Source organism: Natrinema gelatinilyticum, from assembly GCF_024266705.1.
GTDB lineage: Archaea > Halobacteriota > Halobacteria > Halobacteriales > Natrialbaceae > Natrinema > Natrinema gelatinilyticum.
On the sequence record NZ_CP100756.1, the window covers coordinates 3605219 to 3629813 of the forward strand.

At 62.2% G+C, this 24595-nt stretch carries 28 protein-coding genes and 1 pseudogene; 10 read left to right on the forward strand and 19 right to left on the reverse strand.

What is annotated here, in order from left to right:
* Window positions 1-1298 precede the first annotated feature (1298 nt).
* The gene (locus NJU76_RS17690) at window positions 1299-1514 is read left to right on the forward strand and encodes a hypothetical protein (protein WP_254530679.1); all 216 of its coding nucleotides are present in this window, start codon (window positions 1299-1301) and stop codon (window positions 1512-1514) included.
* Between the two features lie 96 nt (window positions 1515-1610).
* Here the strand turns inward: NJU76_RS17690 and gvpM are convergent, their stop codons facing one another.
* From gvpM to NJU76_RS17730, 8 genes and pseudogenes are all read right to left on the reverse strand, one after another.
* Window positions 1611-1934 carry a gas vesicle protein GvpM gene (gene gvpM, locus NJU76_RS17695; RefSeq protein WP_254530680.1) on the reverse strand — a complete coding sequence of 108 codons (324 nt, stop codon included), beginning with the start codon at window positions 1932-1934 and terminating at the stop codon, window positions 1611-1613.
* Window positions 1931-2884, reverse strand: a complete 954-nt coding sequence (gene gvpL, locus NJU76_RS17700) for a gas vesicle protein GvpL (protein ID WP_425604287.1) — start codon at window positions 2882-2884, stop codon at window positions 1931-1933. Before gvpL ends, gvpM begins: the two co-directional genes overlap by 4 nt.
* A complete protein-coding gene (locus NJU76_RS17705; protein ID WP_256566666.1) occupies window positions 2881-3225 on the reverse strand; it encodes a gas vesicle protein K in 345 nt (114 codons plus the stop codon). The genes gvpL and NJU76_RS17705 overlap by 4 nt, the downstream gene beginning before the upstream one ends.
* A gap of 56 nt (window positions 3226-3281) precedes the next feature.
* A pseudogene (gvpJ, locus tag NJU76_RS17710) lies at window positions 3282-3674 on the reverse strand (gas vesicle protein GvpJ); the annotation flags it as partial.
* Window positions 3675-3760: 86 nt separating this feature from the next.
* Window positions 3761-4651: a hypothetical protein gene (locus tag NJU76_RS17715; protein WP_254530685.1), complete on the reverse strand. Its 891-nt coding sequence runs from the start codon at window positions 4649-4651 to the stop codon at window positions 3761-3763.
* Window positions 4648-5202, reverse strand: a complete 555-nt coding sequence (locus tag NJU76_RS17720; protein ID WP_254530686.1) for an Hsp20/alpha crystallin family protein — start codon at window positions 5200-5202, stop codon at window positions 4648-4650. Before NJU76_RS17720 ends, NJU76_RS17715 begins: the two co-directional genes overlap by 4 nt.
* Window positions 5202-5456, reverse strand: a complete 255-nt coding sequence (gvpF, locus tag NJU76_RS17725; protein WP_254530687.1) for a gas vesicle protein GvpF — start codon at window positions 5454-5456, stop codon at window positions 5202-5204. The genes NJU76_RS17720 and gvpF overlap by 1 nt, the downstream gene beginning before the upstream one ends.
* Before the next feature lie 2 nt (window positions 5457-5458).
* Window positions 5459-6082, reverse strand: a complete 624-nt coding sequence (locus NJU76_RS17730; RefSeq protein WP_254530689.1) for a GvpL/GvpF family gas vesicle protein — start codon at window positions 6080-6082, stop codon at window positions 5459-5461.
* A 472-nt stretch (window positions 6083-6554) separates the two neighbouring features.
* On the opposite strand from NJU76_RS17730, the gene gvpA reads away from it, so the two are divergent.
* From gvpA to gvpO, 3 genes are read left to right on the forward strand one after another with little or no spacing between them, the layout of a single operon-like run.
* Window positions 6555-6842 (forward strand): gas vesicle protein GvpA, encoded by a 288-nt coding sequence (gene gvpA / locus NJU76_RS17735; protein ID WP_254532508.1) that lies wholly within the window; start codon window positions 6555-6557, stop codon window positions 6840-6842.
* 6 nt (window positions 6843-6848) lie between these two features.
* Window positions 6849-7874 carry a gas vesicle protein GvpN gene (gvpN, locus tag NJU76_RS17740; RefSeq protein ID WP_254530690.1) on the forward strand — a complete coding sequence of 342 codons (1026 nt, stop codon included), beginning with the start codon at window positions 6849-6851 and terminating at the stop codon, window positions 7872-7874.
* Between the two features lie 51 nt (window positions 7875-7925).
* Window positions 7926-8495 carry a gas vesicle protein GvpO, halophile-type gene (gene gvpO, locus NJU76_RS17745; RefSeq protein WP_254530692.1) on the forward strand — a complete coding sequence of 190 codons (570 nt, stop codon included), beginning with the start codon at window positions 7926-7928 and terminating at the stop codon, window positions 8493-8495.
* Window positions 8496-8747: 252 nt separating this feature from the next.
* On the opposite strand, the gene NJU76_RS26935 is transcribed toward gvpO, so the two are convergent.
* Entirely contained in the window at window positions 8748-9065 is a 318-nt protein-coding gene (locus tag NJU76_RS26935; protein WP_345781938.1) for a hypothetical protein, read from the reverse strand.
* A gap of 133 nt (window positions 9066-9198) precedes the next feature.
* On the opposite strand from NJU76_RS26935, the gene mutS reads away from it, so the two are divergent.
* Entirely contained in the window at window positions 9199-12033 is a 2835-nt protein-coding gene (mutS, locus tag NJU76_RS17755; RefSeq protein ID WP_254530693.1) for a DNA mismatch repair protein MutS, read from the forward strand.
* Between the two features lie 7 nt (window positions 12034-12040).
* Here the strand turns inward: mutS and NJU76_RS17760 are convergent, their stop codons facing one another.
* A complete protein-coding gene (locus tag NJU76_RS17760; RefSeq protein ID WP_254530694.1) occupies window positions 12041-12568 on the reverse strand; it encodes a GNAT family N-acetyltransferase in 528 nt (175 codons plus the stop codon).
* 102 nt (window positions 12569-12670) lie between these two features.
* Between NJU76_RS17760 and NJU76_RS17765 the strand changes: the two genes are divergently transcribed.
* Window positions 12671-12814 carry a hypothetical protein gene (locus NJU76_RS17765; RefSeq protein WP_254530696.1) on the forward strand — a complete coding sequence of 48 codons (144 nt, stop codon included), beginning with the start codon at window positions 12671-12673 and terminating at the stop codon, window positions 12812-12814.
* 161 nt (window positions 12815-12975) lie between these two features.
* Window positions 12976-13431: a YbhB/YbcL family Raf kinase inhibitor-like protein gene (locus tag NJU76_RS17770; protein WP_254530697.1), complete on the forward strand. Its 456-nt coding sequence runs from the start codon at window positions 12976-12978 to the stop codon at window positions 13429-13431.
* A 77-nt stretch (window positions 13432-13508) separates the two neighbouring features.
* On the opposite strand, the gene nucS is transcribed toward NJU76_RS17770, so the two are convergent.
* Both nucS and NJU76_RS17780 read right to left on the reverse strand, forming a co-directional pair.
* Window positions 13509-14225 (reverse strand): endonuclease NucS, encoded by a 717-nt coding sequence (gene nucS, locus NJU76_RS17775; RefSeq protein ID WP_425604305.1) that lies wholly within the window; start codon window positions 14223-14225, stop codon window positions 13509-13511.
* 304 nt (window positions 14226-14529) lie between these two features.
* Window positions 14530-15012, reverse strand: coding sequence for a DUF7984 family protein (locus NJU76_RS17780; protein ID WP_254530701.1), 483 nt, complete (start codon window positions 15010-15012; stop codon window positions 14530-14532).
* 359 nt (window positions 15013-15371) lie between these two features.
* On the opposite strand from NJU76_RS17780, the gene NJU76_RS17785 reads away from it, so the two are divergent.
* Complete coding sequence (locus NJU76_RS17785) at window positions 15372-17306, forward strand: beta-CASP ribonuclease aCPSF1 (RefSeq protein WP_254530703.1); 1935 nt, start codon at window positions 15372-15374, stop codon at window positions 17304-17306.
* A gap of 127 nt (window positions 17307-17433) precedes the next feature.
* Here NJU76_RS17785 and NJU76_RS17790 read toward each other — a convergent pair whose 3' ends face one another.
* The 5 genes from NJU76_RS17790 to NJU76_RS17805 all read right to left on the reverse strand — a co-directional run bounded on the left by NJU76_RS17790 (window position 17434) and on the right by NJU76_RS17805 (window position 21380).
* Window positions 17434-18246, reverse strand: a complete 813-nt coding sequence (locus tag NJU76_RS17790; RefSeq protein ID WP_254532509.1) for an endonuclease III domain-containing protein — start codon at window positions 18244-18246, stop codon at window positions 17434-17436.
* A gap of 75 nt (window positions 18247-18321) precedes the next feature.
* Entirely contained in the window at window positions 18322-18735 is a 414-nt protein-coding gene (locus NJU76_RS17795) for a DUF371 domain-containing protein (protein ID WP_254530705.1), read from the reverse strand.
* 307 nt (window positions 18736-19042) lie between these two features.
* Window positions 19043-20386, reverse strand: a complete 1344-nt coding sequence (locus NJU76_RS17800; protein ID WP_254530707.1) for an alkaline phosphatase family protein — start codon at window positions 20384-20386, stop codon at window positions 19043-19045.
* 165 nt (window positions 20387-20551) lie between these two features.
* Window positions 20552-20683, reverse strand: a complete 132-nt coding sequence (locus NJU76_RS26610; protein ID WP_256566107.1) for a hypothetical protein — start codon at window positions 20681-20683, stop codon at window positions 20552-20554.
* A gap of 163 nt (window positions 20684-20846) precedes the next feature.
* Window positions 20847-21380, reverse strand: coding sequence for an inorganic diphosphatase (locus tag NJU76_RS17805; RefSeq protein ID WP_254530708.1), 534 nt, complete (start codon window positions 21378-21380; stop codon window positions 20847-20849).
* A 206-nt stretch (window positions 21381-21586) separates the two neighbouring features.
* On the opposite strand from NJU76_RS17805, the gene NJU76_RS17810 reads away from it, so the two are divergent.
* Window positions 21587-21946, forward strand: a complete 360-nt coding sequence (locus NJU76_RS17810) for a PadR family transcriptional regulator (RefSeq protein ID WP_254530709.1) — start codon at window positions 21587-21589, stop codon at window positions 21944-21946.
* On the opposite strand, the gene NJU76_RS17815 is transcribed toward NJU76_RS17810, so the two are convergent.
* The gene (locus tag NJU76_RS17815; protein ID WP_254530711.1) at window positions 21943-22623 is read right to left on the reverse strand and encodes a DUF7108 family protein; all 681 of its coding nucleotides are present in this window, start codon (window positions 22621-22623) and stop codon (window positions 21943-21945) included. The genes NJU76_RS17810 and NJU76_RS17815 overlap by 4 nt on opposite strands.
* Before the next feature lie 145 nt (window positions 22624-22768).
* A complete protein-coding gene (gene rnhA, locus NJU76_RS17820) occupies window positions 22769-23362 on the reverse strand; it encodes a ribonuclease HI (protein WP_254530713.1) in 594 nt (197 codons plus the stop codon).
* Window positions 23363-23524: 162 nt separating this feature from the next.
* Between rnhA and NJU76_RS17825 the strand changes: the two genes are divergently transcribed.
* Window positions 23525-24487, forward strand: coding sequence for a transcription initiation factor IIB (locus NJU76_RS17825; protein ID WP_254530714.1), 963 nt, complete (start codon window positions 23525-23527; stop codon window positions 24485-24487).
* Window positions 24488-24595: the final 108 nt, after the last annotated feature.

The following is a 24595-nucleotide window of genomic DNA, read 5'->3' on the forward strand; positions in this document are numbered from 1 at the left end:
GGACGGCCTGCTGGACGGTCTGTTCTTCCGTCAGCGATCGTCTGACTTCGGTTGTGGGTGTATTCGGTCCGACTTTCGAAACCCGGGCGGGCGGGAACCGCCCTGGGCGTGAGAGACATGAGCGCACTCGAAGCGGGGGCGAGTCCACGTCCGAGCGATCCGGGCACGAATGCACGCAATCGGCGTCCTAACACGTCGGTTGGGCCAAGCACGTACCCGACGGGGTGTTCCATCCCCGCACGTCGGCTAATGCACGTTTCGACCATTGTTATGCAGTCAGTTGGCCGATGGTAGTGTCTCCAAACCTCCCGCAGGCACCGTGTAATTCGATAGTAGCTCTCTGCTACGATGGACCGACACGGACGCTTCGAGTTCGCCGTCCGGAGTGATATCGTGTTGGTCCGGCCGAAAAACGGTAGTAGCCCCGGTGTCGCGTCCGAGGACCACTAGAACGAGCCACTCGTCTAATTCGAATCCCCAGGGCTCTCTCGGGAATCTGTGGTGAAAGAGTCAGGAGACCGTTCGAGGAGACCGAATGACGACATCGTACCATCCTTCCGACCCGGAATTGGTGGAACGGGTGGTATCTCGCCTCCGACGCCGACCGATTCCGCCGCTCGGGTGTAGAACAGACTACGGTCCTATCGGTATCGACGTGCTGCAGCCGTGACAACGGGGAACGTATCCGTCCAGAGCCGTGCGCCGCGGCTTGGAACCGAATCGCGGATGACGAACCGAGACGCGCGCTGAGTGACCGTCCAGCCGATGCGGCTACGAAACCCCTGAACTGTCGATCATGACTGGCAGGTGCGTGACCGTCAGTCGACGTGTCTCTATCAACAGAATGGGGAATCGATCGATGGCTCTCCGCCGTTCGAATACGGGATTCGAACGACAGGGACGCAATACGTTAGGAATGTGTCAAGAGCAGCGAGGCGACGACAGGAGGACGAAGCGGCGATGGTGACGGATCGGTACTGATGCCGAAATCTGATGTGGTACCAGTGGTACCCCTCCGATGAACTACCGAGGTAAGCAACTCATTTCCGCTCGTTTCACCGAGAAAGAGACGTTTTAGATGGCTTCAGTTGGTTCCCATATGTCGAAACTGATCCCATCGTAGTACTGTGATTATATGGTTCTTACGTCCGTTCTACCGGTATCGGTTGATTGCGTGTTCTTGCGGGACCTGCTCAAGACCCCACCGATGGCCGACCCTCGGGTAAGAATCCCATAGTCACTCATTCCGTTTGGTTACAAGCCGGATAACTACAACCGGTGCTATTAATCGAACAGATATGATCACCTGTACAAACTGTGAAACGGCCCAGTTCCTGCAGATCACGCAGAGTCGCGTCTACTTCGAGGACGGCGAGATGATCAACGAAATCTCCGAAACCTACGAGTGTACCTTATGTGGCGCAACCGGTCGGTACGTCTACGACGACGACTGCAACGAGGAGACGATCACGGGCGACGTCGAACACACGACCGAACGTCCGAAGTACGCCTGACGAGTAGCCCCCGTCCGGGGGCGTCGTCGATTCGAAGCATTGACCAGTCCCGAATCACAGTGGTGTTCGTCTCGCGCTCTCTTCGATCCAATCCTGTTACTTCCCCTCTCCGTTCCGGTCTCGATTCTCGCCGCCAGAACGGTCGGTGGTCCGTTCAACCGGCTCCTCATGGTTCCGTCTCGACCCCGACCTGCCGTGCTGTCGGCGGCTGACGGCGTTGGCTCGGCGGCTGGCATCCCACCGTTCGAAGAGGCCGTACTCTGTCATGGTTTCCATGCCCGCAATCGCGGCCGTGAGTTTGATCCCGATGAGCGGAATATCCGCGACCGAAACGATCACGTCCGCGCGCAGAACCGCGCCGTCTCTCAGCAACACGTCGAGAACGTCGACCAACGCCTCGTCGTTTTTCTGCGGTCTCACAGTTGTTGATTCCCCCGTTCGTTCGAAACGTTCTGTCCGTCGTCACCGCCCAATTCCGGCGCGAACGTGTACGGTGGCCACGGCCCCGTGAATCTGACTTCGAGTCCATCGGTCGCCGCCACGTCGTCGAGTATCGACCCGATCGCCGATTCGTCGTCCTCGTGGGCCAGGAGGGTGAGTCGACAGAGCGTTTCGCCGCCGTCGGACCCGCCGGCATCGCCGCTCGAGCGAGCACTGCTTCCGGTCACCTCCTCGTTGAGCGATGCGTTCGGCGATCGCTCGAGCGCGTGGACTTCCCGGACCTCGCCGGTCAGACGCTCCTGGACGCCGGCGGTGAGCGACTCCCGACGGGCCGCCCGACGCTCGGCGAGTCGCTCGTCGAACTTCTTCTCGAGGAGGTATGCCGTTCCCTCGTCGGCGTTTCCGATCCGTTCCTCGAGTTCGCGCAGTCGGTCGTCGCTTTCGATCAGCGTCTTTTCGTCGATCGGGTCGACCTCCACGACCTCGACGCGGTACTCCCAGTGATCGGCCAGCCCCGAAAGCGCTTGCTCGAGCGTGTCTCGCTCCGTTCGAAGCCATTCCCTGACGGCGTCGTCGTCACCCCTGAGAATCGTATCGAACCGGAACGGGATCGGCGTCCCGAACGCCTGACCGGCCTCGTCCACAACAGTCTGATGGCGGACGAGCCAGCGTCTGAGCTGGGCGAGATCCGCCGAGTCATAGATCTCATCGCACGCGTGGACCACGGCCCCGATCCCGTCGTTGACCACGACGGAAACCGGTTCGCCGTCGACGCCGGTGGTCTCGAGGCCGGCACCCGCGTCGGCGCGCACGACACAGTAGAGGTACCGTCCCTCGTCGATGGCCGGCAGTTCAGCCGTGTCGTCGGTCGGCCACTCGTCGACCGACTCGCTGCCGCTGGCGAGACGGTCAGCGTCTGGGTCGCTCACTCGCGTTCACCTCCGAAGACGGAATAGCCGGGTTTCCGATCTGCGGTGGGCTCGCTCTGAAGCCGTTCGATCGCGTCGTCGACCAGCCCGTCCAGATCGCCCCGTAACTCGTCGACGCCGGATTCGATCCCCTCGTCGGCTTTGAGCTGGTCGATCTCGGCTTCGATCCTCGCGAGCTGACTACCGAGCCGTTCGATCTCGTCCTCGGAGAGCGTCCCCGAATCCATGCGTCGGACCGCCTCGCGCTCAAGGGCGTCGATCAGGAGTTCGACGACGGTGATAACCAGGGTCATGAGTCCCTGTCGTGCGTCCTCTCCGTCGCCGACGTCGATACTGGTCAGGAGTCTTCACCCCCCGATTCGACCTGCGCCTCGGCGATGGATTCGTCCGCTTCGGATTCGTCGGCTTCCGATTCCGTGTCGCCCTCGCTCTCGGCCTCCTCCGGTTCGTCGGTTCCGTTTTCGTCGTCGGCGTTTGGCTCGTCGGCCGTCGTGACATTGACGCCACGCGTGGGATCGATCACCGGATTTGGCCGGTCCGTCTCGGCGAGTTCGGGCTCGTCGACCGCCGCAGCGACGCGCTCCATGTCCGTCCCCTCAGGGAATTCGAGGCCGTACTTCGCCGCAGTTTCGAACGACGCGATGGCGGCACGGACTTGCACGCCGAGCAATTGCGTGTCGCCGATCGAGACGGCGATATCGGCATTGATGACGATCCCCTTGTCGAGCAGCATCTCGACTACTTCGGCGAGGTCCGCCTTCTGACGGCTCGGCTGAAACTCGTCAACCATTGTCCTCACCTCCGGTACCGGCCGCGTTTGGATTCCTGTTGGTCGTCTGTCTCACACGATCGCTTCGTCGTCGGCACGGTTGTCGGTCAGTCATCGTTCTGTCTCCGTCGTTCTCGCTCGAGTTCGAATCGGCGGCCGTAGATTCGCTTCCGCGTCGGCGCGGTAGAAAGTTTGACCGCCTGTGGGACCGTCGAGTAGCGTGCGCCACCGCCGATGTCCGACCGGTCGATCGGTATCGTCGACGCAGCCGTCGGATTACGCGAGTTCGTGCTCGTATCCTGGCGGCGCATCTTCTCGCGGTTGAACTCGTAGAGCCGTTCGAACTGTTCGTGGGTCTCCAGTAGCGCCGCGCGGAAGGCGTCGATGCCTTCTATCGCCTGCCGCTGAATGGCCGCCTGATACGCTTCGGGATCGTCCGCGATGTCGATATCGCCGAGGGCCTCCCTCGCGGTGTCAGTCGCCTCTCCGGTCGTCCCGAGGAGGTCGCCGTCGTCGTCGGTCGCGAGTTCCGAGACGGTCTGCTCGACCGTTCCGGCGTCGGCACTGTCCGATAGGTCGTCGAGTGCGTCGTCTAGCTCTCGCTTTTCCTCCCAGAGTTCGGTCAGGTCCGACGCGTTCCAGGTTTCAAGCAGGTCAATCGCGTCTAACAATTCCCCGAAGTCGACGAGTTCAGTCGCGTCTCCCTCGTCGGCCAGCACCTCGGGAACGCTGCCGACCTCGAACGCGTCCACGAGTTCCTCCTCGTCTATCGCCTCAGGCAGGTCGCCTACGTCCATCGCCTCGAGCAGTTCACCGACCTCCTCGACGACTCGCACGAGGGCGTCGACGTCACCGATCACCGACTCGATGGTGTCGTCGTCGAGGTCCTCGATGTCATCGCTGTCACCGAGCGTCTCCGAAAGTCGCTCGAGGCTCTCGGCGCCGTTCGCGAGTAGTCCGTCGAACGTCTCCTCGCCCTCGCTCCCGTCGTCGCTCATCGCTCGTCTCCTGCCTCGTCACCGTCGTTCTCCGGACGGACCTGTACGGTGAGGACACCGTTTTTGATTCTCGCCCGTGACGAGGTCTCGCGCCAGGGAACCGCCACGCGGTCGAGTTCGCGGCCCTCGACCGCGATGACCAGGTCGGCGTCGTCGAAACCGACCGTGACGTCGTCCGGATCGACACCGGGGACGTCCACGGTGACGAGCAGTTCGTCGTCGTGGGTCCGCGTCGCCACGTGGTGATCGCTCGAGGGACCTGACGACCGAATCCGTCGCGTTCGCGGCTGGCCAGCGTCGCGATCGCGGTCCGTTTCCTCGCCGAACGGCCAGTCGTCCGCCGACAGCTCGTCGCCTGTTCGGATCGAGACGTCGTAATCGAAGACGGCCTGATCGCTCCAGCGGCGATCGGATCTCGACGTCGATCCGCTCTCGAGCGATTCGAGGGCTGACAGGAGACTCGAAAGCCAATTGTCGCTCCTGTCAGCGTACCGGTCGTCGTGGTCGGGATCCGATTCGTCACGGTCGTCGTCCGGGAATTTCTCACTCATTATCGTTTCACCTCTACACGGCCGCTCGAGAGCCGCTCGTGGACGTCGCGGGCCGTCTCGAGTTCAGTCTCGAGTTCTTCCTTGCGCCGTCGGTACTCTGCCCTGGAGCGTTCGCCGAGTTCGTACAACAACTGGTTCTCCTTGAGGTCGTCTTCGATTGCCTCGACGTCGTACATCTCGTCGAGAGCGATGGAGTGAAGCGCATCGACGATGCCGACGAACGGACGAAAGAGGAGGTCATCGAGGACGAACATGGTTATCGTTGAGCTCCGATTTTTACGTCGACGAAGCTGTAGGGCGCGAACGGGCCCGTATACTGAACCAGCAGTTCGTCGTGATCGGCTTCGAAGTCAGCGACAGCTTCGTCGAAGGTCTCCCGATCGTCCTCGTCGACGAGATACGACCGGTTGAGCACGAGTCGATCGCTGAACAGGCCGTTTTCGACGGATTGTACGGCGATGGGATCGAACTGGTCTTCGGCCTCGGCTTCGACCTCGTCGGAGTCGACGTCGGCGCCCTCCTCGCGAACGAGTTTGAGACCGAGTTCCACCGTGCCCTCTATATCGTTCATCGCGCGCCGAAACGCGGGTCGCGCACCTCGCAGGACGTTCTTCAGTTCCCGATCGCCCTCGAAGGCCATCCCGAACTGCATCGGCACGACTGTCGTACCGCCGTCATATTCCATGATCTCGCGGAGAACGTCGTCGTGTATCTGGGCGTCTTCGTCGGTCTCATCGGGATCGGTCGTGTCGATATCGGAAACGACCGCGCCGAGTCGCCGATGGGAGATCGTGTACACTCGCTCGGCGTCCGCAACGGCCTCGGTATCGAACTCGACGTCGTCTGCTTCGACCACGCCGTACACGTACCGGTTACTCATCGCGGATCACCCGTTGAGCCCGACGCAGGACCTCGATTCGCGTCCGACGAACGGGGCCCGCTACGGACCCGTCGCCGAAACCCGCCGGTCGTTGGACGCGCACGTACTCCGTCGACTCGATCGATGGTGGGCCAGATGGATGACATGGTGCTGCGATAGTCATGACCTCGTGCCGTCGTCTCGACGCTGGTACTCGTACCGTCACCACGGCGCCGTGAAGTATTCTCGAGTGACTTCACAGGTAATTGATCACCGTGGCTGGTTACGGTGGTGCTTGCAGTCGCAGCCTCTCGCACTACCCGGCTCGGGACCTCTCACACCACTCTGGCGGAGAAGCGTTTCCCGTGACCCCAACGAGAGAGCCGCCTGGATGGCCCCGACGTGGACGCAGTGCGGTAATCCCGCTATCCGCGGCGCTCAGCCACTTGCAATCGCAGACGAAGCCGTGTTACGAGGTGGCGACCAAGCCGGAATCGCTATGGTACAACGAAGACCGGAGTCATCGAGCCTCGCAGAAGTACTCGACCGCGTCCTCGACAAGGGCGTCGTCATCGACGTCTGGGCACGGATCTCCGTCGTCGGGATCGAACTACTGACGATAGAGGCTCGCGTCGTGGTCGCCTCGGTCGACACCTTCCTGCACTACGCGGAGGAGATCGCGAAAATTGAGCAAGCGACGGCGGAGGGTGACGTCGAGGAACTCGAGGAACTCGAGGTCGAGACGCGCCCAGAATCGTCGCCGAAGTCGACGACTGAGTAACACCCAATGGCCGACGATGCCTCGCGCAAGCGAACGGTCCGCGGCCCCAAGATACGGACCAGCCGTGAGCAGAAGAGCGGCCGGAGAGCGAAGAAAGAGCTCGCGCGATCGGCGTCGAACGCCGGTACCCGAAGCGGCGACACCCCGCTTTCCGATCCAGCAGCGATTGCCCCCGATCCGTTCGTCGAGACTGACGCAGTGGAGGCCCTCCAGCACCGGATCGCAGGCTGGCTCGAGGCGGAACAGCCGGTCCACCTGATCGGACCGACCGGGTGTGGAAAGACGGCGCTCGCGCTGTCGGTCGCCGAAGAGCGCGCTCGTCCTGTCGTCTGGATCAACGGCGACAACGCGGTCGACACCGCAGCGCTCGTCGGCTCCCACGCTGGCGGTGAACGATACGAGGAAACCGACCAGTTCGTCAGCGGGGTCACGAAGAAGACGCAGATCGTTCGCGAACGGTGGGTGGACAACCCGCTCTCCGTCGCTGTGCGCGAGGGCGCGACGCTCGTCTACAACGAATTCTCCCGGAGCAACCCCGCGGCCCACAACGTCTTGCTCTCGGTTTTCGAAGAAGGTGTCCTCGAGCGACCGGGTAAGCACGGCGAGGAACGGACGATCGACGTCCACCCCGAGTTCCGGACGATCCTCACGTCGAACGACGTGGAGTACGCTGGCGTCCACGAACAGCAGGATGCGCTGCTCGATCGGTTCATCGGCGTCCACGTCGATTACTATGACGACGAAACCGAGCGATCGATCGTCGCGGCACACGTCGACCTCGCCGATGACGACATCGGGACCATCGTCGAGACGACGCGAGCGCTGCGAGATGAGCTCGAAATAATCGTCGGGACGCGCGCGGCGATCACGGCGGCGAAGGGGCTCGCGGTCTTCGATCACGACGGTGAAAACGGGAAGTTCGATGACGAGATGCTGACGAACGTCTTTACGGACGTCCTCGCACCGAAAATCGCACGCGAGGGTGACGGTGATATAGACGAACTCCGGTCGCAGATATCTCGTGTCGTCTGAGTCACGAACAGGAGCAATCGAACCGACCACTACCGAACCGATCCGAAACGTATGGCCGAAGCCAAAACGCAATCACGGGAGCAGTGTAAGGCCCTCACCGATGACGGCGAGCGCTGCTCGCGGCAGGCACAGGACGATGGGTTCTGCTATCAACATGACGAGAGTGATCCAACAGTGAGCAACAGTCAGCCAGCCGAACAGGAACGGGAGGCCGAGGAGAACCGAGAAACCGAACAAGTCGACGAACAGGCAGCCGGCAGCACCGAGCCGCCGGCCTCGCGCAGAGAGACCGAAATGACGGCCGAGGAGCGAACCGATCCCGAAGCGGCCGACACGGAAGACGTCGACGCAGACCAGGAGATCGCAGGGGTCCTCGCGGTCCGGAAGACCGTCGTCTCCACTGCCAGTCAGCTCATCGGTCACGAGTTCGACGGTGTCAGCGAAATCTCCCCGACCGACGACGGGTGGCGTGCGATCGTCGAAGTTATCGAACGCCGCGCAGTCCCCGACACACAGGACATCATCGGCCGCTACGAGATCGAACTCGACGACGACGCCGTCGTTCACGGGTACCGGCGGATCGATCGATACCGCCGCGGAGACACTGCAGAGTTCGAATGAGGACTCGGTGAGAGGCGAACGGAATCGATCACACCCCCGAAGGTCCGTGTCCGCCTCGAACCGAGTCGAACACGCTTCCGTGACTGGTCGCTCAGTCCGCGGCGTCGACGTCGGGCCTCACACGCATTGTGCCCACTACCACACCAATCACGACGCCGTTGCGTTCACGTTCGCCTGCTGCGAGCGCTGTTGTCCCTGTTTTCGGTGCCACGAGCGAGTCGCGGATCACGAGTCGGAACCGCGGCACGAAAACTAATTCGACGAGCCGTCGGTGCTGTGTGGTGTCTGCGAACCACGCTCATCGACCCCGACTATCTCGAGGCCGACTATCGGTGTCCGTCGGTAGACGATCTGGTGGTGTTCTCGAGTAGCAATGTCGTCTTCTCGCGCGTGGCGGGTGCCGAATTCGTCGTTCCAGTGGTACCGAAGAGGCCACCGCCGAGGGAGAGTGCGGTCGAACTCGACGGTCCCGTAGGGCCCCGTCGCCGCATCCGTGAATCTGCCGCCGAGGAGCATCGCGGCCACGAAAACGGTGAACACGCGTCCCACGATCGGCGAATCTCGATTCATACCGATCGTCCCCCTCCGCATCCTGGACCGTAATACGCGTTTCCCATCTCGTGGCAGTCAGATGACTTGACGGACAAGTTCTCGAGCAGCGAATCCAGCAAGGTATTTCCGCATCGGGTGGCGGAATTTAGGTATGGATGCGGCGCTTGGCCCGCCCGAGGCGATGGCCGAGAAGTACGACGACCTGACGCCGATGATGCGTCAGTATTACGATCTCTGTGATCGCTACGACGACGCGATCGTTCTGTTTCAGGTCGGCGACTTCTACGAGACGTTCTGTGAGGCTGCCGAGCGAACCGCCCGCCTGCTCGAAATCGCGCTGACCAGTCGCGAGGACAGCACCGGCGAGTACCCGATGTCTGGCATCCCGACCGACAATGCCGAGTCGTACATCGAACGGTTGCTTGAGGCCGGTTACCGGGTCGCAGTCGCGGATCAGGTCGAGGAACCGGGCGAGTCACCGGGCGTCGTCGAGCGCGCCGTCACGCGCGTTATCACGCCCGGGACGCTCACCGAGGACGAACTGCTGGCGACTGACGACAACAATTTCGTCGCGGCCGTCGCGCGCAGCGACGGATCAGACGCCGGCGACGCGTGCGGCGGACTCGCGCTCGCGCTACTCGACGTTTCGACGGGTGACTTCCTGGCGACCAGTTCGACGTCGCGGGAGTCGATCGCCGACGAAGTGAGTCGGTTCGACCCCGCGGAGGCCGTCGTCGGCCCCGACGCGCCCGCCGATCTGTTTCCGGAGGGCTGCATGGTCTCGCCGTTCGATGAGCGCGTCTTCGATATCGATCGCGCCAGCAGGACCCTCTCGAGGTACTTCCGGACTCCTGACAGCCTGCTCGCGAGCGACGGCGAAATTCGGGCCTGCGGCGCGCTCCTGTCGTACGCTGAGTACGTCCGCGGTGGCGCACACGAAGGCGAGCGCGGCGATACCGCCAAGGGTGACGGTGAACACGACGCCGGTGAGCGCGGAGGCGTGGCCGAGCACACTGACGAATCGGTCGCCGTGCGAGCCGATCGCAAGCGCCTCGCGTATCTCACTCACCTCACGCGGTACGATCCGCGGGAGTATCTGCTGCTGGACGCCGTGGCCCTCCGGAGCCTCGAACTGTTCGAGCCCAGGGCCGTCCACGGGCAGGACGACGCGACGCTGGTCGGCGTCCTCGACGAGACCGCCAGCGCTCTCGGCGGACGAAAGCTCCGGGACTGGCTCCGACGGCCGCTGCTCGAGGTGGGCCGCATCGAGGCACGACAAGACGCGGTCGAAGAACTCACGGGCGCGGTCCAGACTCGCGAGCGGCTTCACGACCGCCTTCGGGAGGTTTACGACCTCGAACGGCTAATCGGACGGATCTCGCGTGAGCGGGCGAACGCACGGGACCTGCGCTCACTTCGAGACACCCTCGCCGTCGTGCCCGACGTTCGTGAGGCACTCGGTGAGGCCGACTGCGATCGATTGCAGCGTCTCTGCGAGAAGCTCGATCCGCTGGCCGACGTCCGCCGACTGATCGAGGATGCGATCGTCTCGGATCCGCCGATCGAGATCACCGACGGCGGGGTCATCGCCGAAGGGTACGATACTGATCTCGACGAACTGCGCGGAACGGCGCGGGACGGCAAACAGTGGATCGACGAACTGGAGGAGCGCGAACGCGACCGAACGGGGATCGACTCGCTGAAGGTCGGGTACAATTCGGTTCACGGCTACTACATCGAAGTGACGAACCCGAACCTCGAGCAGGTGCCCGAGGACTACCAGCGCCGACAGACGCTCAAAAACTCCGAACGGTTCGTGACCCCGGCGCTCAAAGAACGCGAAGATCAAATCGTCGGCGCGGAAGAGCGTGCGGACGAGCGGGAATACGAACTCTTCTGCGACGTGCGCAGTGAAATCGCCGACGAGGTCGAACGCGTGCAGGCGCTCGCCGACGCGCTCGCAACGCTCGACGCCCTCGTTTCGCTCGCGACGGCCGCGGCCCAGTACGACTACAGCCGACCCGATATCGTCGACCGCGACGGGGGCCAGGTCATAGCGATCGAGAACGGCCGCCATCCCGTCGTCGAACGCACGCAAGACTCGTTCGTCCCGAACGACGCCCGCTTCGAGCGCGATCGGCGGCTGGCGGTCATTACGGGCCCGAACATGTCGGGCAAATCGACGTACATGCGGCAAGTCGCCCAGATCGTCCTGCTCGCACAGGTCGGAAGCTTCGTCCCGGCTATGGCCGCCCGGCTCACCCCTTTCGACCGAATTTTTACCCGCGTCGGCGCCAGCGACGACATCGCCGGCGGACGCTCGACGTTCATGGTGGAGATGGAGGAACTCGCGACTATCCTGCGGGACGCTGACGAACGTTCACTGGTCCTGCTCGACGAAGTCGGTCGCGGTACCTCGACGGCGGACGGGACGGCCATCGCGCAGGCGATCACCGAACACCTCCACGACGAGGTCGGCGCGACCACGCTCTTTGCCACCCACCACCACCCGCTAACCGAACTCGCGGACGATCTCGAGGGAGCATTCACACTCCACTTCGAGGTCGACCAGGACGGCGACGAGGTCATCTTCCACCACGAGATCGCGCCCGGTGCAGCGACGGGCTCGTACGGCGTCGAAGTCGCGACCACGGCTGGTGTTCCTGACACGGTCGTGGATCGCGCACGGGAGCTAGTTTCACCAGCCGTGAGTGACGGTCTCGGGTCGAGTGGCGAAGCACCCTCTACCGGATCCACTTCGAGCGGTGAATCCGCTTTCGTCCCCGAAAGCGATCCACCAGCAACGGCGACTGCTGACGGTGGCGAGTCACCCGCCAGTTCGCCGGCCACGTCGCAGGGTCACGCGGCCGTCGGCGACGTCCCGTCCGACGTGGCTGCCGAACTCCGCGCGCTCGATCTCGCACACCTCACTCCCGTCGAAGCGTTGACCGAACTCGACCGGTTGAAGCGGTTACTCGAGGAGTGAGGACCGATCACCCGTCCTCGGCGATCGATTTCCGATAGAAGATCAGTTCGAAGGGATCGTCGAACGTTTCGAACCGCTCGCGGGACACGGCTTCGAACCCTTCTGCCTCGTACAGTCCGCGGGCCGCGGTTTGCTTCGGCCTCGTATCGAGGACGGCCTGTACGAACCCTCGGGACCGGGCGCGCCGCTCGAGTTCCCGGTATATCTGCCGACCGTAGCTGCGTCGCTGCGCGTCGGGAGCGACGCGCATTCGAGTCACCTCGACCGTCGCGTCGGCGAGGGTGGGGACGTACGTCGTGATATACGCCGATTCGTCGATCGGTCGAAACACGCCCATCGCGACGATTCGTCCCTCGACCTCTCCGACGAGGAACTCGCCGCCTGCCTCGAGAAACGACTCGGTGACGCGTTGCAGGTCCTCGTCCGATACGCCTTCGACGTAGGCGCCGACGTCTCGCATGGCGGTTTCGTGGAGTTCCCGGACTCGAGAACCGTCCGCCGGACGATAGCGACGGATCGCCAGTGTATAATCCATATTTGAACGTTCTTCGGACGATCAATAAACTTCGACCTTTGCGGATATCCGAATTGCACGGGCCGGCACAACGCACAACAGGCTTGGCGTGGACGTCTTTCTGTGACATATCGAACGACGATCGGCTGGTCGCTCATCACCTCTGGAATCGTGACGCTGCTGCTCGCGTACCTCCCCGGAAAGTCGTGGTGGTGGGGCGTCGCGCTTCTGGTGCTTGGTATCGTGATTTTCACGGTTCGCCGGTAGCCGGCCGTCGTTACGTCGCGATGGTCACGAAAGCTGGCGACCTGCCATCGATACCGGCGACCGAATCCCCAGTCGAGACTCCGACGTTCGCCGCCGGTTGAAAGGTTAATCCGTCCGGTAAGCGAATGTTTCACCACGACTCACGGGAGGTGATGATCGACATGGGAGAACTAACACTAACCAGCCAGGCGTTCGACGACGGCGACCGAATCCCCGACGAGTACGGTTACACGAAAACGAACGTCAATCCGCCGCTCGAGATCGACGGCGTTCCAGCCGACGCCGAATCGCTCGCGCTGATCGTGGACGACCCCGACGCGAGGAAACCTACCGGCAAGGTGTGGGACCACTGGGTCGTCTGGAATATCCCCGCCGAGACGACGACGATTCCAGAAGACTGGAACGCGGCGGCCGCGACGGTGGGGACGAACGACTTCGGCGAACGCGACTATGGCGGCCCAAATCCACCGGACAGGGAGCATACCTACCGGTTCAGGCTGTTCGCCCTCGATACGACGATCAGACTCGGACCGAAGGCCGACGCGAACACCCTCGAGTCGGCGATCGACGGGCACGTCCTCAAGCGGGCAGAATTCGAGGGCACGTATCCTGCCTGAGAGTCATCTCCAGACGAAGAACCTGAACAGCGAATCGACGGCCTCGGTCGGGTCGGTGCCGACGGATGCTCACTCGCTCACTCGGCCGGCGGCTCGAGCGCGACGAACTCGAGGCCGTGATCGCACAACAGGCGATCCGCGCGGTCGGTCACGGACGGGGAAACGAGGATGCCCCGGACGGTCGCGTCTGCGTGCAAGTCTCGCTCGAGGGCATCGACATAGCGCCGAAGCTGGCTCACCGCGTCGGGACCCACCCGGCGTCGCTTCAGTTCGACCACGACCGCGCGACCGGCCGAGTCCTCGCCGTAGATGTCGACCGCACCAGCGGGCGTGGCGCGCTCCGTCGCCAGCGGCGTAAACCCGGGCTCGAGCAAATCCGGGTCCTCGAGGATCCGCCGGCGGAGGTCCGCTTCAGTACCGACGAGGGACAGTTCGGTCTCGTCGGAACCGGAAAACGCAGACACCTGTTGGATCTCGCGAAATCGCACGTGAAGACGTTCGTCCGGCGCCGATCTAGAACTTTCGAGAACGAGGGACCCGTCTTCGCAGAAAACCTCGTGATTACACCCGGGTGGTTGCCAGTTGACCGGCTGTTGACCCTCGGCGGTGTGGACCAGCGCCGCCCCGTCGGGTTTGAGCATCACGTGTCGATCGCCCGCCTCAAGGAAGCTCGTGGCGCGGCCGTCGTAATCGACGGTACACCGTCCGTAGACGGTCACCATGTCGCTTCGGTCGATCCCACGTGTGATCGCGTCGCGGGCCGCGTCGGGCGTCGGCTCCGTGAGAGTTTCCATCGGCTGACCGTACTCTGAGTCGCTCACTGAATCCTCCTACCGGTGGACCGAATAAAAAGTGTCCGACAGCGAACCGAATCCGCCGCGGAGACGGCGAGAGACAGACGACCGTTCCGCGCGACGAGTTCGATCGGTTACCGGTTCGTTCGAAAACGGAATCGGCTCGAGCAACGGCAGGCCCAAGCGGACACTCGACCCGGATCGGGAGGTCGTCCCAACCGACCCATCCCCCCGCGGGGGGCGGTACCGACTCGAGTCCGCGACCGGCTCGGGTCGGTCCCGGGCCGATGTGCTCGTGGGGACGTCACTCCACGCTGAACGGGCTCTCGCGTGCTGTCCAGTTCCAGCCCGGGAGCCGCTCCTGGAAGCCGGCGGCCAACGCGGCTTCGCAGTCGTCGACACCGGCGTTCTCGTCTTCGTCACCCTGAACGTGGACGTCGACGTAGTGAAACGTCGCCTCGCCGAGCGTCCGTAAGGGCTGCGTGCCAGCTATCGTTGCGGCCAGTTCCCGACCGAGGACTTCGTCGACGATGAAGCCGGGATAATCGCTCTCGACGTCGAGGGTTCTCAGGATGGCGACCATCGCGGCGATATTGACGGCCAGATCACCGTCCGCGAACACGGCGTCGACTTCTGCTCGATACTGCCCTTCGGTCACTGCGTCTACGTCGGTGTCGAAACGGGCCCCGAGATCCGCACGAACGTCGTTGATTATCGGCACGACGACATCTGTGCGGTTTTCGATCCAGTCTCGTTCCTCGACGACGCGGTCACGTGTAATTCTCATCCGATGGGTCCAACTACTGTCTGAATCGCCCTTGTTTTTGCGAAGGCTTTTATACCACGCAAAGAATAGCCTCGAGTAAGCGGGTTCTCCCTGGAATCTTCCCGCACGGACCAGAATGACCGGTCCGGGAGCGTGTTCGTCAGGCACAGAGTAGGATACAATGGCTCGGGAGACGAGACAGAGTGTGATCTACGTTGGCAGCCGGTGTCGACGTAACTCACGTTCGACTTCGACGCGGCGGACGCCGGTTGGCGGCCCACGTGGTGTCGAACGCCGTCATCGGGTACGGAGCGATATCCTGTGCCTGCCGTCGCATGCGGTCCTGGGCGGCGAGTTCACGCAAGCCACATTCGGCGATTATGAGTACTGTAGAGCAGCAACTCGACGATTTGAAAGCACAGATCACGAGCGAGTTACCGAGCGATATCTCGGTTTCCTCGGTGAAATACGAAGGCCCCGAACTGGTGGTCTATACGCGCGATCCGAAGAAGTTCGCCCAGCAGGGCGATCTCGTTCGACAGCTCGCGAGCAAGCTTCGCAAGCGGATTACCGTCCGGCCGGACCCGAGCGTCCTCTCGCGACCCGAACAGGCGCGCGAGGAGATCATGAACGTCATCCCCGAGGATGCGGGAATCACGGACCTCGACTTCCACGCTGATACCGGCGAAGTCGTCATCGAGGCCGAAAAGCCCGGTATGGTGATCGGTCGTCATGGATCGACACTCCGCGAGATTACGAAAAACGTCGGCTGGACGCCGGAAGTCGTCCGGACGCCACCGATCGAATCCTCGACGGTTTCGAACGTTCGAAGCTTCCTCAAACAGGAGCGCGACGAGCGTCGGGACATCCTAGAGAAGGTCGGCCGACAGATCCACCGCGAGGAGATGTCCGAAGACGAGTACGTCCGCATCACCACGCTCGGCTGCTGTCGCGAGGTCGGGCGAGCCTCGTTCATCCTCTCGACTCCCGAAACGCGGATCCTCATCGATTGCGGCGACAAGCCCGGTGCGGAGGGAGAAGTTCCGTATCTCCACGCACCCGAAGCATTCGGTGCGGGACCACAGACCATCGACGCCGTCGTCCTCACACACGCTCACCTCGATCACTCCGCGCTGATACCGCTCCTGTTCAAATACGGCTACGACGGTCCGATATACTGTACCGAGCCAACGCGAGACCTGATGGGCCTCTTGACGCTCGACTATCTCGACGTCGCAGCCAAGGAAGGGCGCGCTCCGCCCTACGAGAGCGAGCAGGTTCGTGAGGCGATCAAACACACCATCCCCATCGAGTACGGCGACGTCACCGACATCGCGCCGGACGTCAAACTCACCTTCCACAACGCGGGTCACATTCTCGGCTCCGCCGTCTCGCACTTCCATATCGGTGACGGCCTCTACAACGTCGCGTTCTCCGGCGACATTCACTACGAAGACACCCGCCTGTTCAACGGCGCAGTCAACGACTTTCCGCGCGTCGAGACGCTCGTTCTCGAGTCGACCTACGGCGGTCGCAACGACTACCAGACCGATCAGATCGACTCCGAGCGAAACCTGAAGGAAATCATCAGTGACACCTACGACCGGGGTGGAAAGGTCGTCATCCCCGCGTTCGCGGTGGGGCGCTCTCAGGAGATTATGCTCGTCCTGGAAGAGGCGATGCGCAACGGCGACATTCCCTCGATGCCGGTCCACCTGGACGGAATGATTTGGGAAGCGACGGCGATCCACACCACCTATCCCGAATACCTCCGCGACGATCTCCGGGATCGCATCTTCCACGAAGACGAGAATCCCTTCCTCGCCGAGGAGTTCAACCACATCGACGGCGGTGAGGAAGAGCGCCAGGACGTCGCGGATGGCGGACCCTGTATCATCCTCTCGACCTCGGGGATGGTCACCGGCGGGCCGATCATGTCCTGGCTCTCCCACATCGGCCCCGATCCGGACTCGACGCTCGTTTTCGTCGGGTACCAGGCTCAGGGTACCCTCGGCCGGCGCATCCAGACGGGCTGGGACGAAATCCCCACCAGCGAAGTCGGCACCACGGGCAACGGCGGCGGCCGCGGGACCCTCTCGTTGAACATGAACGTCGAAACCGTCGACGGTTTCTCCGGCCACGCCGACCGCGCCGGCCTCGAGAACTTCGTTAAGACGATGAACCCCCGTCCCGAGAAAGTGCTCTGTGTTCACGGTGACGAACGCTCCACCCAGGATCTCTCGTCGGCACTCTACCACGACTTCGACATGCGAACGTTCGCGCCGAAGAATCTGGAGACGTTCCGGTTCCTTTGACCTCCTCGCCTTCCAGGCGGGGCAGTCTCCTCGACTCTGAGCGTCGGATACGTCGTACTCCGTGATTTGAGACGATGGGAACGCCACCTCGTGCGAGGCCCTGACAACGACGTCACTGTCGACGGGGTCACTCGACCGCGTCGGCCGGGTCGACGACAGCTCCGGTATCCGGATAGACGCCGATCTGATCGCACACATCGGCCATCGGACACGCCTCGGGGTCCTCGAGACAGGCCGGCTGCTGTGCCGTGCAGTACTCCCTGCCAAACTGGATCGTCGCCGTGTGTCCGAACCCGCACTTCGCCGCGGGGACGTCCCGTTCGAGAACAGCACGGACTTCTTCGTGGTCAGCGGTCGGTGGTGCGATCCCCATGCGCCGATAGATCCGGTGGACGTGGGTATCGACGGGAAAGACGCCGCTGCGACCGCCCGCGAAGAGCAACACACAGTCTGCCGTCTTCGGCCCGACGCCCCGTACCTCGAGCAGCGTTTCTCGCACTGTCGACGGAGACGCGTCTTTGACGAACGAATCGAATTCGGCGGCTGAGCCGAATTCCTCGCGGACCCACGAGGCGGCATCGATGAGAACCTCCGACTTTTGATTGTAGAGCCCCGCGGGGCTGATGGTTTCGGCCAGCATCGACTGCTCCGCGTTCGCGAGAGAGTCGGCGAGGTCGACACCGTCTCCGTCGTACTTGTCGATCAGCGCGTCGTGTGCCGGCTGACTCGCCGCATCGCTCGTATTCTGGCTCAGAATCGTTCGCACGAGGCAGGTGAACGCGTCCTGACCGCCGTAGGTCTTCTGCCAGTACAATTCACCTAGTCGGTCGATAACGATCTCTGCACGGGTGTCAGCGGTCGCAGGATCGAACTCGGCGGGCGAACCGCCGCCGTCCGATCCGCCGCTGATGTTGACCGCCGGCTCGGGATCGTCGCACATGTGGAATCGTTCGAACTCGGCGAATAAAATCGCGCCGGAACCGTCGATCGCTCGCGCCGCAGCCATCGTCTCCGATTACTCGACCGTGACGGTCACCGTCACTTCGGCGCCCGCAGCCAGCGCGCCGACGAGGTCGCGGTCGAATCCCTCGGCTGCGAACTCGGCTCCGAGCAGTATCGTTCGTCCGTCTACGTGGTCGCTCGTCCGGCCGACGGCGCTTCGGTCGTCGGTGAATTCGAGTGCCGGATCGCCTCGGCCCGTCACCGACTGCCGGTGACTGCCCGCCTCGACGGTGACCGTGATCGTCGCATCGACATCTCGGCACGCCGTGACGAATTCGCGATCGAAGTCCACCGGCGCGCGGTCGGCACCGATCGCGAGAATACAGTCACCGGCGGGGGTAAGGTAGTCGTCGGTCGTCACCTCGAACGTACTCGCGTGAGTTGCGCTGACGTTCTCGTGACCGCGAGCGTGGATGACCTCTTCCATGCGATGTGGTTCGGTGCCGGCCGGAAAACGGAATCGAATCGAGATCCGAGCGACTCGAGGTCGGCCCGCGATCGGACGTCGTGTTCGCCTGTGGCCGATGCGGACGTTGCATCGATCGTACTCGACCGTATCTGTCACGGCACTCGATTTCCTCGCCACTCTCGAGGATGCTGGCTCCAGGGCCGGAATCGCCTGACTCGACCGGTACTGTCCCGAACGGCCCCGAAAGAGCGGCCTGAAGAGGCCCGAAAAAGGACAACAGAGCGACGTCGAACGAATGGCGGGTGTTACTGGATCCCGTGATGGATCACACCAGACTGGCGCCGTCGAACTCGCCGCGGCTGTATTCGATGTCCATCAGATCGAGGATCGTCGGGGTGATGTCGAACAGGTCGGCGTCTTCGATCGCTGCATCGGGGCTGTCGATGTAGAGCGCCGTGTCGTCGAAGCTGTGCATCCCGTTTCGTGGCCCCGTATCGAAGACCTCCGAATCGGCCTTGAAGCCAGATTTGAGGTCGAAGCCCTTGTTCGGAATCGCGACCAGATCTGGTGCGATGTCGTCGTGATCACCGCGGAACGCCTCCTCTTTTTCGACGACGCGGTCGACGACGTTGTTCCCGTCGGGCCCCTCGAGCGCCTCGAGGCTGGCCTTGAGTTCGTCGCGCACCGCGTCGTACTCGGACTCGGGAACGGAGCCGCGGGGTTCGCGACCCTCGAGATTGATGTAGAAGCGGCCGGGAATGAACGAGTAGGCCTTCGTGTCGTCGGTGATGTCGCCCAGTTCCTCCGGTTCGTCGGTCCGGAAGGAGAGCCACCCCTCCTCGCGGAGCCACTCGTTGAAGTGAACCTCGTAATCGAGGCTGGTGAAGCCGTGGTCGGAGGCGACGATCAGCGTGACGTCGTCCGCCAGCGCGTCCCGCAAGCGGCCGATGTAGTCGTCAACCTTCCTGTAGAAGTCGATGAAATCGTCCTTGTACTCACCGTCGCGCTCGTAATCTTTGAACAGGAAATGGTTGACCCGGTCAGTGGTCATGAAGACGCCGAAAAAGAGGTCCCAGTCGTCTTCTTCGATATAGTGTTTGAACGCCTCGAACTGGGCATCGACCGTGGCGTTGGCGTCCTCGATGAACTCGGTCTTGTCTTCTTCGTGACCGAGTTTCGGATTGACGTCGATTCGGTAGTCTAGCGTCTCGAGGTAATCACGTACGTCGTCCGGGTAGGCGGCCTTCTCGAGGTCGGGAGAGAGAAAGCCCGAGACCATACGCTGGACGTTCCGCTGGGGTGGGAACGTGACAGGGACGTTCATCACCGTGGCTTTCCGACCGTTTTCCTGCACGCGATCCCAGATGCGGTCGGCCTGAACTTCCCGACCCATCGGGACGTAGGTGTCGTACGTCCCGACTTCCCGATCCTGAAAGCCGTAGACCCCGGTCTCTCCTGGGTTTACCCCGGTCGTCAGCGACGGCCAGCAGGCGCTAGATTCGGGCGGAACGATACTCGAGATTTCATTTGCCGTTCCGTCGTCTGCGATTGCAGCGAAGTTCGGGAACAGTTCTTCATTCTCCGACAGGAGACTATACGGCACGCCGTCGACCCCGATAAATGCGACCCGAGGATCGCCGTCGCCCCGCAATCGATCGAACAGACCCATGGTCACCCGTAGTTCGACCGTATACAAGAAGGTTCGTTTCGAGACAGTGTTTTGCGAACGGATGCCACCCCGATCGCCGCAGTGCAACTACTCGTCGACTCACATCGCCAAACAGCGGAATCGAGTTGTGCAGACTGGAGAACGGATCAGGTTGAACGGGGTCGTCTAGTCGTCGGTCGCAGTCGAGTCGTCGGGGTCGAAGTTGGTCGGGATGACCGTGAGGTGGTCCATTCCCACGCCAGAGTCGATTGTGACGTCGGTCGAGGACGTTCGAACGGGCGAGTTGGAAGCTGCCATACGAGAGGAAGTACGCCGGGAATCGGCATAAAATTACCCATGCTCATAATGCATGCACCGGGCGGCCGTGGATAACTCTGGGGTATCCGCCGAAGTGACCGCGGGAGAAAGGGCCGTCCTGCGCGCGGTCCGACGCGCTACTGTTACGTGGAGATCGCTGTGTCTACTCGAAATTCTGTTCGTAGAGATCCTGAGCGTGTTCGATCGCGTCGTAGGCGGCTTGTTTGTCCTCCCAGCCTTGCGTTTCCACTTCCTTCCCCGCTTCGAGGTTCTTGTAGGTCGAGAAGAACTCGTCGATTTCGTCGCGTTGCTGTTGGGGGATATCGTCGAGATTCTCGATGTGATCGTAGCGAGGATCCTCGACCGGGACGGCGATAACCTTGTCGTCCTGTTCTCCGTCGTCGTCCATCTTCATGAGCGCGACCGGACGGGCCTCGATAACACAACCGGGGAACGTCTGGTCTTCGACGAGAACGAGGACGTCGAAGGGATCCTCGTCGTCGTAGTAAGACTGGGGAATGAACCCGTAGTCGCTTGGATAGTGGACGTTGCTGTGGAGCACGCGGTCGAGGACGACGCCCGGGACGTCCTTGTCGTACTCGTACTTGTTTCGTTCGCCCTTGAGACACTCGACGACAGCGTAGATCTCTTCGGGTGGATTCGGTCCGGTTTCGAGGTCTTCCCAGAGGTTGACCATGTATCGGAAACTCCAGCGTCGATCAAAAAGTACTTTCGTAATCGAGTGTCACTATCGACGTGACGGTTGCCAGATACCCGACAGACACGAACAGGACTTAATCCACCGGTGTCTGGCGGTGTAGCGGTCGGTAGCGGGCTGTCCGACCGGCTGATACGAAGTAATAGTTGACAAGTCTTAAATAGTCTGGTGACATTTGCACACGTATGTCAGAGGCACAATCAATCACCGGCGAACAGAGTATTGCACGCGAACTCACAGCCTTCCAGAACAACATCCTCGTCATCCTCGCGAAAGAACCCATGTACGGGCTCGCGATCAAGCGCGAACTCGAGGACTACTACGGGACGGAAGTGAACCACGGGCGACTCTACCCCAACCTCGACGAACTCGTCAACCTCGGGTTGGTCGAGAAGAGCGAACTCGACAAGCGAACCAACCAGTACTCGCTGACCGACGACGGCTACGACGCCGTCCTCGACGGCATTCAGTGGACGCTTTCGAAGGTCGTTACGGGCGACGACCGCGCCGACGAAATCACCGACATCGTCGAAGACAGCTACTAAAGTCGTCGATCCGGAACCGGCTGGTCGGCGGCTTCGAAGAGGAGTTCGATCGACTCTTCGATCACATTCTGTTGTTTTTCGTCGGGCCAGGCGTTCCGAACGAAGTATTCGGTCCGAAACTCCAGAACCTCCTCGCTCGTGAGCGATTCGATCGGTTTGGCGTAGTGATTGCTCGCGAAGTCGGCCAGCGACGACGCGTTGTCACCGTGAACGTCGCCGTGTGCCTCCCTGACGGTTTCGACCAGATCGCGATTGCGAGCGTCGATGGCATCCCAGTCGTCCGGGTCACCGGCCCCCTCGAGTCGAATCTCGACTGCGCGATCGATGTCCTCGATGCGGTCCGTCCTGATGACGCCGTCTTCGTGCCACGACTCGGGATGGAGGACGAGAACATCGTCGCCCTCGTCGTCTCGAATACGAGCCGTGAACTCGTGGCCCGACAGCAGTTCGTCGCGCCTGCGCTCGTACGCCCCGCGCTCGTTCTCGTCGACAGCAGATCGCTCGAGTCGGGTTAGCCGTTCGGCTTCGTCGACGACGCGGCTGGGGAGGTCAGCGCCGCCGGTATCCGTTCCGCCAGCACTTCGGCGCGCGGGAGATCCATCGGTCGTCGACGTTCGTCCCGTCTCGTTCGGCTCACCGTCGTCACCATCGGAGTCGACTGTGTTCCGATCGGCCATAGCAAATCGTATGCACTCGATCCGGTTTCCACTTGCCGATTCGAACGTGGTGGCTCGCCCCGTTCAGGGGTCATCTCGACTGTGGTCGAACAGGTTCGTCCTGCCTGGTCGAACCGGCCGTTCAGACGTGAACGAAGCGGTCGTCTCAGACCTGGTCTAACGCTTCGTTCGCGAGGTCGTCCGCACGGTCGTTGATTTCCCGCGGGACGTGCTCTATCGTCCACTCGTCGAACGACGCGAGGAGTTCGTGGACGGTGACGCGTTTCTCTCGGAGGTCGGGGTTGGTGGTGTCGTACTCGCCGCGGACCTGATTGACGATGAGCTCCGAGTCGCCGCGAACGTGGACCTCGTCATAGCCGAAGTCGCGCGCCGTCTCGAGGGCGGCGATCAACGCCTCGTACTCGGCCTGGTTGTTGGTCGCTCGACCGATCGTATCGTTCCCTTCGGCGACGATTCCGTCACCGGTGACGATCACCCAGCCGATTGCCGCGGGGCCGGGATTGCCCCGACACGCGCCGTCGAAGTAGACGTGGGCGCGCCCGCCGGCGTCACGGAGCAGCGCCTCGATACCCTGCGGATTCGAGCCCTGTACGACGACCTTGTTGTCGTATGCGACTGCGGTCGCACCCTGTCGGCTCGCCCGCCAACGCTCGTGGTCCGTGTTTCCCGACTCGACGGCGACATCGGCCTCCTCGAGCCGTTTACGAGCCTCCTCGACGTCGCATTCGATGACCGACATCCGTGTCCGTGGTCCGGCGGATCCGGATAAAGGCTTTCCGGTTCCAAAGCGTAAACCTGGTGTTTGAACACTCACGTCGCCCGTTCTCGGCAAATACGGGCGAGTAGACGAAAATCCTTACCAAATATTTATATACTATGGTGATACTACTATAAAAGTGCGATGACACGGTCCACCCGCCAGCGGGAGCGAATGCGCGAGACGGACGAGACCGAGGAACAAGAGGGGGTACGCGCCTGCCCCGAGTGTGAATCGGATAATCTCGTTAAGGACTCCGACCGGGGAGAGCTCATCTGTGAAGACTGTGGGCTCGTCGTGGAGGAAGAACAAATCGACCCAGGCCCGGAGTGGCGGGCGTTCAATCACCAGGAACGACAAGAAAAGTCCCGCGTCGGTGCGCCGACGACACAGACGATGCACGACAAGGGGCTGACGACGACGATCGACTGGAAGGACAAGGACGCCTACGGACGCTCTATTTCCTCGAAAAAGCGTAGTCAGATGCATCGGCTACGTAAGTGGCAGGAACGTATCCGAACGAAAGACGCAGGCGAACGAAATCTGCAGTTCGCACTCAGCGAGATCGACCGCATGGCCTCAGCCCTGGGTGTCCCGCGCTCGGTCCGCGAAGTCGCGTCGGTGATCTACCGGCGCGCGCTCAGAGAAGACCTGATCCGCGGCCGCTCGATCGAGGGCGTCGCGACGTCTGCGCTGTACGCTGCCTGCCGCAAGGAGGGAATTCCACGAAGCCTCGAGGAAATCTCGGAAGTCTCTCGCGTCGAACGCAAAGAGATCGGTCGCACGTATCGATACATCTCGCAGGAACTTGGCCTCGAGATGCGTCCCGTCGACCCGAAAAAGTACGTCCCGCGCTTCTGTTCTGAACTCGAACTGTCCGAAGAGGTCCAAACGAAGGCCAACGAAATCATCGAGAAGACGGCCGAGGAAGGATTGCTCTCGGGCAAGTCGCCGACTGGATACGCCGCAGCCGCGATTTACGCTGCGTCGCTGCTCTGTAACGAAAAGAAAACCCAGCGAGAAGTCGCCGACGTTGCACAGGTGACCGAGGTGACGATCCGGAACCGGTACCAAGAACAGATCGAAGCGATGGGCATTCACGGCTAACTGAGTTCCGTCTCAGCCCTATTTTTCATACAGGTCGAAACCAGGACGCGAGCGGCCGCACCGTCGTCGACTTCGTGGCTCGTCGCTTCGAGCGGGTGGACCGTCCGT